Annotated in this window: 6 protein-coding genes; 4 read left to right on the forward strand and 2 right to left on the reverse strand. The window is 67.2% G+C overall.

Features of this window, described 5'->3' with window-relative positions; genetic code table 11:
• The first annotated feature begins 122 nt into the window (after window positions 1-122).
• Genes BLR21_RS10240 through drmB form a run of 4 tightly spaced genes read left to right on the forward strand, consistent with a single transcriptional unit; the run spans window position 123 to window position 11,845 of the window.
• Window positions 123-4,889 (forward strand): DEAD/DEAH box helicase, encoded by a 4,767-nt coding sequence (locus BLR21_RS10240; RefSeq protein WP_256334596.1) that lies wholly within the window; start codon window positions 123-125, stop codon window positions 4,887-4,889.
• 2 nt (window positions 4,890-4,891) lie between these two features.
• Window positions 4,892-6,808, forward strand: a complete 1,917-nt coding sequence (locus BLR21_RS10245; RefSeq protein ID WP_256334597.1) for a UvrD-helicase domain-containing protein — start codon at window positions 4,892-4,894, stop codon at window positions 6,806-6,808.
• Between the two features lie 53 nt (window positions 6,809-6,861).
• On the forward strand, window positions 6,862-10,014 hold the full coding sequence (locus BLR21_RS10250) for a helicase-related protein (RefSeq protein ID WP_256334598.1): 3,153 nt from the start codon (window positions 6,862-6,864) through the stop codon (window positions 10,012-10,014).
• Window positions 10,015-10,024: 10 nt separating this feature from the next.
• Entirely contained in the window at window positions 10,025-11,845 is a 1,821-nt protein-coding gene (gene drmB / locus BLR21_RS10255) for a DUF1998 domain-containing protein (RefSeq protein WP_090005552.1), read from the forward strand.
• Window positions 11,846-11,848: 3 nt separating this feature from the next.
• Here the strand turns inward: drmB and BLR21_RS10260 are convergent, their stop codons facing one another.
• Window positions 11,849-12,277, reverse strand: coding sequence for a very short patch repair endonuclease (locus BLR21_RS10260; RefSeq protein WP_176929561.1), 429 nt, complete (start codon window positions 12,275-12,277; stop codon window positions 11,849-11,851).
• A gap of 29 nt (window positions 12,278-12,306) precedes the next feature.
• Window positions 12,307-13,110 (reverse strand): SAM-dependent methyltransferase, encoded by an 804-nt coding sequence (locus BLR21_RS10265; RefSeq protein WP_090005553.1) that lies wholly within the window; start codon window positions 13,108-13,110, stop codon window positions 12,307-12,309.
• Between the last annotated feature and the right edge of the window lie 58 nt (window positions 13,111-13,168).

Below are 13,168 nucleotides of genomic sequence, written 5' to 3' on the forward strand. Positions count from 1 at the left end.
ACCCGAACGGTGCATCTGCACGCCCGGGAACGACTGTCGAGTCGCAGGTCGGGGCGGCTGATCTTCGCAGCACAGGGACGGCTGACCTTCGGGACAAGGCCGTGGCTACAGGGGGAGAAGCAGTGATCGAACGTGCGAAAAGCGCGGTGCTCGGCCTGATCAGGGAGCTGAGCTCCGTCGCGTTGCAGACCTACGTCCTCAACCGGGACCGCATAGAAGAGGACGCGAATGCGGAGCGCCGCATCTACCAGGGCGGGTACGGGGACCGGCAGATCTACGAGCTGGTGCAGAACGGCGCCGACGAGATGCGCGCGCCTGAGCACGAGGGCGGCACGATCCGCGTGGTGCTCACGTCGGACAGCCTGTACGTGGCAAACGACGGCGAGCCCATCACGGTGGAGGGGGCTCGGACGATCCTGCGCATGGGCGTGTCACGGAAGCGCGGCGGTCAGATCGGGCGGTTCGGCGTCGGCATCAAATCGGTGCTGTCGGCGACCCTGACGCCGCAGTTCTTCAGTTCCACGGGATCGTTCGGGTTCGATGCGGACTGGGCGGCCGAGCAGATCCTCGGGTCCGTCAACGCCGACCGGGAGTTGCGGGGAGAGCTCCCGGTCGAGTCGGTGGGCGACACGCCGGTTCTGCGGATGGCCCGCGAGCTGGACGAGGTCGCCGAACGAGCGCAGGACCCCGTACTGGACGAGCTGCTCGGGTCCGGTGCGGCCACCGTCGTGCGCCTTCGGCTTCTGTCCGGAGCGGCTGACCGACTCGGCGTGGACCTCGAGAAGTTCCCGAAGCTCTTCCAGTTGTTCTCCCATCAGGTCAGGGTGCTGGCTCTGGAGGACAGGAGGACTCTGCCGGTCGCCCGCCGCGAGATCACCGTGGACTACGACGGGATCCTGCACACGATTCGCGAGGCCTGCGCCGGCCAGAAGGCCCACTCCGAGCGGCATCGAGTCTTCACCCGCCTGCACGAGGTGAGCGAGGCCTCGCGCGATGGAGCGGGCGAACTGCACCAGCGGTCGGAGATCGAGATCGCGTGGGCGGTGCCTGACTACACGGTGACCAAGTCCGACGACGGTCGACGATTGCTGTCGGTGCCTCACGAACGCGGGAGGTTCTGGGCGTTCTTCCCGACGACGTACCCGACGACCCTCAGCGGGGCGCTCAACGCGGCGTGGAAGACGAACGAGGACCGACAGAACCTCCTGGACGGCAGCCCTCTCAACGACGAGCTGCTGGACGAGGCCGCTGACTTGGTCGTGTCGTCATTGCCCGCCCTCGTGGAACCTGCAGACCCGGCTGCCTACTTGCAGTTGCTGCCCGGCCGCACCAAGGAGTCTCCGAACTGGGCCGACGAGTTCCTGGTCGACGCGATCTGGCGCCTTGCCGCGGTACGCCCCTCGTTGCCGGATCAGGACGGCGTGCTCAGGGCCCCCGCGGAACTCCGGGTGCACCCGGAGAAGGTGGACCGCGTCGCTCTGGAAATGTGGGCGGAGTACGCGGGCAGGGCGAAGAACTGGCTGCACCGGTCCGCGGAGGCGAACACCCTGCGGCGAGGCAAGGTCAACCACATCCTTGCGGGGACCGACGTCGAGCCGGAAACCGCGGACGCCTGGCTGGAAGCACTCGTCGAAGACGGCAGCGCGGCTGGGTCCGCCGCTGCCATCCAGGTTGCCGCCTACCTCGACGAGATCGGCGCCGGCGATCGCGCCCTGCGGATGGTCGCCGCAGAGGCGCGGCAGGCGAAGATCGTGCTGACCGACAGCGGTGAGTTCGTCGCTCCGGCAGACGGCGGCCTGTTCCGCCGCACCGATGACGACGGCCTCGCTGACGACCTCGTCTACGTCGCCCGGTCCATCTCCGACGACCCCGACATGGCCGACGCACTGGACCGCCTGGGCATCCGGCCGGCCGACGCGCGGGGTCGGTTCCAGAGCGTCCTCGACCAGGGGTTCCGCGACTACGACGCCGACGCATGGACGAGGTTCTGGGAACTGCTCCGCAGCGCGGGTGGTGTCGAGCTGGTCGACGTCATCCGGGCGAAACTGGCCACGACGGGTGCCCGGCTCCGGGTACTGACGAAGTCCGGTGCCCTCAAGCCGGTGGAAGACTGCCTCCTGCCGGGGCCGGTGGTGCCGGCGGACGGGTCGCGCGACGCGGCCTACGTCGTGGACCTCGACTTCCACGGCGACGATCTCGCCGTGCTGCGCGAGCTGGGCATGACGGACGTGCCGGTGATGGGGCTTCACCCGAAGGAGCAGCACTGGTTCCACGAGTACCACGTGGAGCGGCACGCCGAGTACTGCGCCAGCCTGGACAGCACGGCCAGCCGGGTGCAGCTCACCACGGTCGGGTTGACGGGGCAACCGACAGTGCACCACTTGCACGTCTTTCTCGGCCTGTCCGCCGACGGCAAGGCCGCGTTTCTCGCCGAGATGCCGGACGAGGGGCTCGTCGAGCACTGGAGCCGGCAGATCGGTGTCAACGTGCGGACCCGCACGCGAGTCGAGTCGCCGGTGCGCTGGCTGCTGCGTCAGCACGGGTTCGTGAGCACGTCGATGGGCGTGGTGAGGCTCGTCGACGCGGTCGCACCGGAACTGGCCGCGTTGGCGTCGGTGCTTCCAGTGGCCGACCTCAGCACGGAGAAGGCCCGCCGACTCGGGCTGAGCGCGTCAGCGGAGAACGTCGAGCCCGCACGATGGGTGGAGCTGTTCCAGCGGGTGGGGGAGAGCGTCGAGGACGAGTTCGTCGGCAACTCCTACGCACTGTTGTCGGAGGTCGCATCGGACCTGTTGGAGCAGGCCGAAATGCTGCGGTGTCGGGTCGGTGGTTCCTGGGATCTCCGCCCGCACGGGGAGATCGCCGTCGCCGCGGGCCGCGCCGAGTACGACGAGCTCGTCCGGGAGAAACACCCGGCGATCCTGGTCGACGACGCCGAACGGACAAGCCAGGTCGAGGTTCTGGTGCGAGAACTGGGACTGCGTGCGGTCGGTGACGTCATCCTGAAGCAGCTTCGTGCGGTGCACAGCGGTCCGCCGGTGGGACTCGGAGACGAGTACACGTCGTTGAAGCTGAGGCTGGGCGTGAAGCGGGTGCAGGGGCTGAAGATCCAGCGCTGTTCCGAGCTCGAAGAAGTGATCCGGACGCCTCACGGCACTCGCACCGTCGAACTCCGCAGCGCTCGTCAGGACGACATGGTGTTGGTACCGGAGGACGTGTCGTTCGAGGAAGCACTGGTCCTGGCTGACGAAGAACTCTGCCTGGGGCTTGGCGCTGCCGAGTGCAGGCGGGTCGTGCAGGCCCACCACGACCAGTTGAGGAACAGCGAGGTGCAGCAGAGGCTGAGCGAGATCCGCGGCACCGACGACCTCGACCGGAAGATCGTGCTCCTGATCGGCGCGGAAAACCTCCGGCAGGGGCTGCCCGAGGGCTTGGTGGCGCGGGAGATCGCTGCGACAGGCCAGGAACCGGATGACCTCCGTCTCGCACGCATGGCGTACAACGCTCACGCGACGAGTGTGCTGCGCGTGCACACCAAGGACATCAACGAGCGGTTCGGAACGGCGCCGGCCCAGTTCGACGGCAGTCACGCGGCACTTCGCTTCGTTACCGACCTCGGGCTCCCGGACATCTTCGCCGGCGTCCGCGTGCCGTCACCGCCGGCGCGGGTCGAGGTCTTCGGCCCCACCGCTTTCCCTCCGCTGCACGGCTATCAGGAGACGATCGCCGGGTCGTTGGAGGACCTGCTGACGACCTCGTCGCCGCAGCGCGCCATGCTCAGCCTGCCCACCGCCGCCGGCAAGACCAGGGTGGCAGCGGAAGCGACCATCCGACGCATCACGACGTCGGGTCCGTTCGACGGGCCCGTTCTGTGGATCGCGCAGACCGCGGAGTTGTGTGAGCAGGCCGTTCAGACCTGGAGGTACGTCTGGGAACGGATCGGACCCGACGAACCGCTCGTCATCGACCGGCTGTGGTCGGGCAACTCGGCAACGCCGGTGACCGGTCGCTCGCAACTCGTCGTCGCGACCGACGCGAAGCTGTCGTTGGTCCTCGGCACGGACGAGTACGCCTGGTTGCGTAACGCCGCGACGGTGTTCGTCGACGAGGCGCACGTGGCGATCTCGCCGGAGTACACCGGGATCCTCGAACACCTCGGACTGACGCACCGTGCGACGGCCCGGCATCTCGTGGGCCTCACCGCGACACCGTTCCGCAGCAACACCGAGCTCACGCGCCGACTCGTCCAGCGGTTCGGCAACCAGCGGCTCGACGACGGTGTCTTCGCCGGAGAACCGATCCTGGAACTGCAGGACCTCGGCGTGCTCGCGCGCGTGGAACACCGGGAGTTGGTGGGCGCGGAGATCGAGCTCGACAGTCAGGAACTGACCGGCGTCAAGGGGTTCCTGCCGCGCCGCGCCGAACAGCGCCTGGCGGAGAACGAGACGCGCAACAAGCTGATCATCGAGGAGATCGCCGCGCTTCCCGAGGACTGGCCGGTTCTCGTGTTCGCTACCTCCGTGAGCCATGCGAAGTTCCTGGCGGCGATGTTGTGCGACCGTGGCGTCCGCTCGGCCGCGATCGATTCGGCTACGCCGCCGCCGGAACGCAGGCAGCGCGTGGAGTCCTTCCGCAGAGGCGAACTTCGAGTACTCACGAACTACGGCGTCCTGACGCAGGGGTTCGATGCACCGGCTACTAGGGCGGTCGTCATCGCCCGTCCCGTCTACAGCCCGAACGACTACCAGCAGATGATCGGCCGTGGGCTGCGTGGAAACCTCAACGGCGGCAAGGACACCTGCCTCATTCTGGACGTGCGGGACAACATCACCAACTACGACGGTGATCTCGCGTTCCGGAGCTTCGAGTACCTGTGGCAGAAGGGATAGCGGTGATCACCACCGAGGACGTGGGTTTCGAGCTCACGTCTCACCAGCTGACGGTCGTGACCAGTGCCTGGGATACCAAGCAGCTGGTCACGGCCCCGGCGGGCGGGGGCAAGACCACGACGTTGTGCCTGCGCATCGGTCACCTGATCGCGCAGGAGGGCCTCAGGCCCGCGGAGATCGTTGTGCTGACGTTTTCCCGCGCCGCCGTGCGAAGGCTGCGGATGTTGTTGTCGAGGACGGTTCCGGCCGGGCGTCGCGTGCGGGTGCAGACCTTCGACAGCTGGGCCACCTCCCTGCTGATCGACCTGGGCTACGAACAGGACGAGTTGGCGGGCCTGGGTTTCGACGTGCGGATCGAGCGCGCCGCCACCGTGGTCGAGGACGTGCAGTTCGAGGATCTGGGACGGGTGGTGCCGCGGCACGTCGTCATCGACGAGGTGCAGGATCTGATCGGTATCCGGCGGGACATGGTCGAGTCACTGCTCGACAGGGTGACGGAAGCGGGCTTCACCGTTGTCGGAGACCCCGCGCAGTCGATCTACGGCTTCCAGGTGCCCGAGTCGAAGCAGCGGGCGGAGGAGGTCGGCAGGTTCTTCGAGTGGGTGCGCGCCACGTACGGTGACGATCTCACCGAGCGCAAGCTTTCCGGCAACTTCCGCGCGGTCACGGATGAAGCCCGCGTAGCGCTGAAGTACGGACCCCGTCTGCGTGAGCTGACGGAGAACCCAGCGGTCGATCCAGCGCCGCTGCTCCGTGAGCTGCGCACGGCTCTGCTCAACGAGGTGCTCCCGGTAGACGGCTTGGACACCGAGTTCGTCCAGCAGTCTCTGCGGTCGTTCGACGGCACCGTCGCGGTTCTCGCAAGGGACAACGCGGAAGTGTTGTCGCTCTCCGAACAGCTCGGTCGTCACGGAATCGCGCACGGCGTCCAGCAGGCATCGAGGGCCGTGGGGGCCGCGCCAACGTGGATCGTGGACCTGTTGCACTCGACCGGCGCGGGTGTGCTCGACAGAGCGGGCTTCGACGCGGTGCGTCCTGACGTCGCGGCGCCGGGAAGTCTCGACGAGACAGAGGTGTGGGAGTTGTTGCGTGGGGTCGCGGGAGCCCCACGCAACCGGCTCGACCTCGGCGCACTCCGGCGCGTCGTGTCCGATGGCAGGCTGCCGGACGAGCTCACCGCACGCGGCCGTCCCAAGATCGTGGTGTCCACTGTGCACCGTGCCAAGGGTCTTGAGTTCGATCGCGTGCTGATCTCCGGCCTGACGGAGAGCTCCGTGCGGGTGCGCGAACCTGATCCGGCCGATGAGGCGCGGCTGCTGTACGTCGCGATGACGCGGGCGCGTGAGGACATGTACCGGCTTCCGGCCCCTGACACAAGGCACCTGCGCAAGGGGCGAACCCTCTTCAGGCCGGTCGGGCGCTGGTTCGTCGGCGGCTTCCAGCACTTCGTCCGCGTCGGCATCGAGGGCCTCGACCAGGACGTGTGTCATCAGGCGCCTGTCGGGGCCACGTCGCCCGACGTCGATGCGGTCGGGGTGCAGAGGTACCTGCTCGATGTCGTCAGCCCTGGAGACGAGGTCATCCTGCAGCGGTTGCACGACCTGCCGATCGGAAACGAGGAGACGCCGCCGTACGGCATTTTCCACAACGGAACGCTCATCGGTGAGGCCTCGCAGGTATTCCGTCACGACCTGTGGCGCCTTCTCAAGCTGTCGTCCACCTACCAGGTCAGCAGGTGGCCGTGCCTCGTCACCGGCCTCCACGTCGACTGCGTGGAAGCCGTCGTCGGCTCGCCCGCGATCACCGAACGGAACGGTCTCGGTGATCACGGTGTCTGGGTCGCTCCCCGAATCTTCGGCCTCGGCCGCTTCGACTGGACCCATGCCGAGCAGGTCCCGGAAGGACATGATCACTTGTGACCCGATCCCGTCACACCGCTCACTACGAGCTGAGGACAGATCTTCGGACCGCCTTGCGGGATGATCTTCTCGGGCCGCTGGGCGGTCCGGAAGAAGTCCTCGCGACCGACGCACCTGTGACCGCCTATCCGGTCGGGGTGCTCTTCCCCCAGACCGAGGTCGGGGAGCCGCTGGTCGAGCAGGGGGTCGATGCAGCTCCTGACGTCGTTCGAGGAGACGACCCGGAACAGGGCGGATCCGAGCTCGGCGTGGCGTTGGCGAACCGACGCAAGCCGTCCTCCATGGGCCTCACCTTCGGGGTCGATCCCGCTGTCGCGGACACCGTCGACGTGCGGGTGCGAGTGGGCACTTACCTTCCTGAGGACGAGAAGGGCGCTCCTGTCGAGCCGAACCGCACGGAGGCCCGCAGTACGGAACAGCAGCGGGAACGTTGGCGTCGTGTCCCATCCGAGCTGATGTCCGTGCCGCTGAACGTCGCGCGACCAGGCACGCAGAAGCATGAGCTTCAGACCGGGCTCGAACTGCGGACGTTGGTGCGCAAGAAAGATCAGGACGGCACCGTCACGGTCACGGTCACGTTGGTCAACACCCACCGCACCGGCACCTTCGACCTCCAGGACGCTTACTGTTTTTTCCAGCCCGAACTGTCGGTGGCAGGGCCTGCGGGCACCCGTCCGTTCGTGGCCAGGAAGGCCGCGCTCGGCGCGGTCGACGCGGAGCACGCGCTGAGCAGGTTGCTTTACCGGCACGCTCCCTACTTCGCCACCGGTCACGGATGTTCCGCCGCGTGGGACTGGACCGCGCCGTCGATCAGGGTGGAGGTGGACGTGCGCCCGGCGGTGCCGGAAGTCAGGACGGAGTTCGTGCCGAGCCACGAGGTGCTGCTCACCGACTCGAATCCCGAGATCGACGACGCGGCGCTCGGCATGTACGGCCTGGGCACCGGCACGCCGGCGGACGTCGTCGCGGCGTTGACCGCGCTGCTCGACGGTTACGAGCACTGGATCGCCGATCGCAAGCGGGACGCAGAGGTGTTGGAGGGAACCGAGCACAACGCCGTGGCCGCGGATCAGGTCCGGCTGTGCCGTGACGCCCTGGCGCGGATGCGTCGTGGCGTCGCGCTTCTCGCTGATCAGGACAACCTGTTGCCGTTCAAGGCGTTCCAGTATGCCAACCTGGCCATGTCCCGGCAGCGGGCGCGGGCTGAGTGGATCGAGAACGGACGAGTCGGGGTGCCGGATCCGGAGGCGGGACGTTGGCGACCGTTCCAGATCGCGTTCATGCTGCTCTGCCTGGAGGGCATCGTCGACCCGGAGCACGATGACCGGAAGATCGCCGACCTGCTGTGGTTCCCGACCGGTGGTGGCAAGACCGAGGCCTACCTCGGACTGGTGGCGTTCACGGTGTTCCACCGCAGGCTTCGGGACGGTGAGGACGGCGTCGGAGTGACGGTCCTAATGCGGTACACCCTGCGTCTGCTGACGTTGCAGCAGTTCGAGCGCGGTGCCGCGCTGATCTGCGCGATGGACGTGGTGCGCGGCGAGCACCAGGACGACCTCGGCAGGACTCGTGTGTCGATCGGGATGTGGGTGGGCATGTCGGCCACGCCCAACAAACTCGACAGGGCGCTGCGCAGGCTGGAGGAGGTACAGGCGAACCCGGACAAGCCGTTGCAGAAGGAGAACCCCGTTCAGCTGCACGCCTGTCCGTGGTGCGGTGAGAAGTTGGACGCGAACGACTACGAGGTGCGTGTCGACCTGCGGCGGATGCTCATCCGCTGCCCCGGCCAAGGATGCCACTTCGGTGGCCAGGACGGGCTGCCGGTGCATCTGGTCGACGAGGCCGTGTACGACGCACATCCGACTCTGATCATCAGCACGGTCGACAAGTTCGCCGCGATGCCGTGGCGACCCGAGACCGGACAACTGTTCAACCGGGACCTCGGTGCCGATGTCCGGCGTCCCGAGCTGATCGTCCAGGACGAGTTGCACCTGATCTCCGGTCCCTTGGGGACGCTCACCGGACTGTACGAAACGGCCGTGGACCATCTCGCCGACCGTCCCAAGGTCGTCGCGTCGACCGCGACGATCCGCCGCGCCTCGGACCAGATCGGCGCCCTGTTCAACCGGAAGCTGACCCAGTTCCCTCCCGCCGGCCTGGACGCGCGGGACTCCTGGTTCTCCGTCGAGACGCCGCGCGAGACCAAGGCATCCAGGCGGTACGTCGGGTTGTTGACGCCGGCCACCAGTCAGGCGACGTTGCTGGTCAGGACGTATGCGGTGTTGATCCACGCCGTGTCGCGCGCACAGGCGGACCCCGAGGTGCGGGATCCGTACTGGACGTTGGTGGGATACTTCAACAGCCTGCGGCTCCTGTCGGCCGCGGAGCTCCAGGTCCTCGACGACGTGCAGGACCGCCTTGAGCTGTTGGCGAAGCGCGACGGTATCGGGGCTCGGTCGACTTCGGCGCTCATCGAGCTGAGCAGCCGGGCGGACTCCAGCGCGATCCCGACCCGGCTGAAGCAGCTCAAGGTCGGTCTGCCGGATCCGAAGACCCTCGACGTGCTGCTGGCGACGAACATGATCTCGGTGGGGGTCGACATCGACCGGCTCGGTCTGATGACCGTCATGGGCCAGCCGCAGACCACCGCCGAGTACATCCAGGCCACGAGTCGGGTGGGACGTCGCCACCCCGGGCTGGTCGCGGTGATGCTGAACTCGGCGCGGTCGAGGGACCGCTCGCACTACGAGAACTTCGCGGGTTTCCACTCGGCGCTGTACCGCGAGGTCGAGTCCACCAGCGTCACGCCGTTCTCCGCGCGAGCCAGAGACAGGGGACTTCATGCGGTGATCGTGGCGTTGACCCGGCTCACCATTCCCCGGGCCGCTTCCAATGGCGCGGCGGCGGACATCGAGGACTTCCTGCCGGAGATCACGTCGACCGTGCGCGACGTGATCCTCGACCGCGTGAGTTCCGTTGAGTCGGACGAACTCGACGTCGTCGCCGACCACTTCGACCACTTCGTCGAAACGTGGCGTATGGAGGCTGACGAAAACCCTGGTCTGGTGTACGAGGCCAAGCACAGCAACCAGGTCGCGTTGTTGAAGGGCTTCGACAGCACTGATGACGACACCGCCGGCTACGACACCCTGTGGAGCCTGCGGGACGTCGATGCCGAATCCTCGCTTTTCCTTGAGAACCGGTAGGGCTGCGAACATGCCATCTCCCCGCTCGTCACGACGAAACGCCACAGGTTTCCGCCCTCGGGCGCGCAAACTGGGCGCGGTCCGCCGCTCCCAGCTCGTCACCACCTACGGCGTCGGCGCGATGATCGCGATCGAGAACGAGTCGTACATCGTGGCCGGCCTGGACTCGTGGAACGTCGACGAGGCCCCCGAGATCCTCGAACGTCGGCTCGCACGCGCGCTCGGCGTCAGCTCGTTCCGGCTGCCACCGACGCCGGATCCGGAACGCGGTGTCGACGGTGTCCGCGTTCGTCGGTTTCCCGAGCTCTACTCGTGTCCGAGGTGCGGTCTCCTGCAACGCTTCTCGGACTTCGGTGTACAGCAGGGCAGGGCGCGGTGTCCGAAATGCGTCGAGGACCTCGTGCCGTCCCGCTTCGTGCTCGCCTGCGATGACGGGCACATCGAAGACTTCCCTTACTGGAAATGGCTGCACAGGGGACAGGACCGCCCGGCAGGCACGTGCAACGGTGAGCTGTACCTACGGGTTGACGGTAGTTCTGCGTCGTTGAGATCGGTGGTCGTCGGCTGTTCCTGCAAGGTGCCCGAGGTTTCGATGGAAGGCGCGTTCCGGGTCAGGGCGCTCATCGAGCTCGGTATCCGGTGCAACGGCAAGAGGCCGTGGTTGCGGGGCGCGAAGCCTGAGCATTGCACCCGCAATCCTCGGACCATGCAACGAGGATCGTCATCGGCCTGGCACCCGGTCATGCGCAGTGCTTTGTCGATTCCGCCCTGGGGCGAAGGGTTGACCGCGCTGATCGAGAAGGAGCGGTTGTTCGCTGCAACAGAGGAGATCGTCCGGTACCACTTCGACCAACGCCCGAACCTGCTGCGGCGGCTGGACGCCACGGTCGACGACGTGCTCGCGCAGCTGCAGATGTTGCGAGACGCGAACGATGCACCGGTTGCCTCGGCGCCCGAAGCCTACGCGGAGCTGCGCAAGGAGGAGTACGACCGGCTGTGTCGGGGCAACCCGGAGCGCCACGCTGCCGACCAGCAGCCGTTCGTGTGCGAGAAGCCGGACGGTGACCTGCGCCCTCTTCGCGAGTTCGGACTGGCGGGCTCGATGCTCGTGAAGAGGCTGCGGGAGGTTCGCGCGCTGGAGGGTTTCACGCGCGGCGTTCCGCCACTGGAGGCAGCACCTGATCAGCGCCTCGCCGCGCTCCACCAGTCCGCGGAAATCGACTGGCGGCCCGCGATCGAGGTCAACGGTGAGGGCGTCTTCCTCAGGCTGGACGAAGAACGCCTGCGGGAGTGGGAGTCGAAGTCGAAGGTCGTCGACAGGCTGGAGACCATGCGTGCCAACCACCTCGCTCTGCTGAGGGAAAGGGTGCCGGAGGGCAGCGGTCGGGTTGCCGCATCGCCGGTTTCACCGCGGTTCGTGCTTCTCCACACGTTGGCGCACGTGCTGATCAACGAGTGGAGCCTGGACGGCGGGTATCCCGCGTCGGCATTGCGCGAACGGCTCTACGCGACCGACCGGATGGCCGGGATCCTGATCTACACGGCGACGAGCGACTCCGCAGGAAGCCTGGGTGGAATCGTCGCTCAGGGAGACCCGGAGCGGTTGGTGGCGACGATGGAGTCGGCGCTCGGTCGGACGTCATGGTGCTCAAATGACCCGCTGTGCATGGAGTCCGAGGCGAGTGGTGTGGACAGCGTCAACATGGCCGCCTGCCACGCATGTGTGCTGTTGCCGGAGACCAGTTGCGAGCTGAACAACAGCTTCATGGACCGCGCGATGCTCGTCGGCTCGCAGTCGGGAGACGTGCCTGGCTTCTTCCGGTCGTTCTGACGGTCAGCCCGGCCGCCTGCTCAGCACGATCTCGTGCACGCGGGCGGCCGCGGCGGCAGCTGTCTCGTGTTCCCATACCCGTACGGCGAGCCAGCCGACATCGGCGAGCTTCTGATCCGTGTCGAGGTCGCGCCGGCGGTTGGTTTCGATCTTCGTCCGCCAGAACTCGGCATTGTTCTTGGGCCACGTCGCGTGTTCAGGGCAGCCGTGCCAGAAACAACCATCGACGAACACCGCGACCTTGGCCGCGGCGAAGACGATGTCCGCCTCTCGCCGAACGCCCTTCACAGGCCTGCGGTGCACCCTGTAGCGCAGGCCGGCGGCGAACAGCGCCCTGCGCAGATCGACCTCGATCTGCGTGTCCCGGGACTTCTGCTTGCTCATCCGGGCTCGCACGCCCGGCGCGGTCTCGAGGGGCTCCACGAAGGACATTGTCCCGGATGAAGTTCCGCTGGACCTCGTTAGTTCTTGCGGCCGATGCCCACGTAGACGTCCTCCGGGCCGCCTTCTCCGGCCGGGCCGAGTTCCGGGTGCCAGTTCGGCGCCGGGACGACGCCCGGCTGGAGGACCTCCAGGCCGGCGAACATCGGCTCGAACTCCGTGAAGGAGCGGAAGTACATCGGGTCGCGGCTGTGCTGCATGGCCTCGACGACGGCGCCCATCTCGTCCGGCTTGAAGTCGGCGGTGAGGTGCGACAGCGCGATGAGGCTGCCCTCGGGCACGGCGTCGCGGTAGCGGGCGACGATCTCGGCCGGGCCCTTCGCGTCCGAGACGAAGTGCAGCACGGCGATCATCAGCAGGCCGACGGGCTTCGAGAAGTCGATCAGGTCCTTCACGACCGGGTCGGACAGGACGTCGTCCGGGCGGCACATGTCGGCCTGCACCACGCCCGCGTTGTCGTTGCCCTCCAGGATGAGCTGGCTGTGGGAGACCGCCACCTCGTCGTAGTCCACGTACACGACTCGTGCGTCGGGGTTTGCCTGTTGCACGATCTCGTGGACGTTGCCGACCGTGGGAATGCCTGAGCCGAGGTCGAGGAACTGCGTGATGCCCTGTTCCATCATCAGCAGGACGGCGCGGCGCATGAACGAGCGGTTCGACGCGGCGATCGCACGGCCGTCTCGCAGGATCTGCAGCACCTTGTCGCCGACCATGCGGTCCGACGCGAAGTTGTGGCCACCTCCCAGCAGGAAGTCGTAGACACGCGCCGCGCTGGGCACGTCCGTGTTGATTCCGGCGGGCACCCAGGAGAAAGGCTCGGACATGCCGCAGAACTTACTACCGTGCGCGCACGCGTGTATCGGCCCGGATCGGGTGAAAGCG

Source organism: Lentzea albidocapillata subsp. violacea (assembly GCF_900100275.1).
GTDB lineage: Bacteria > Actinomycetota > Actinomycetes > Mycobacteriales > Pseudonocardiaceae > Lentzea > Lentzea violacea.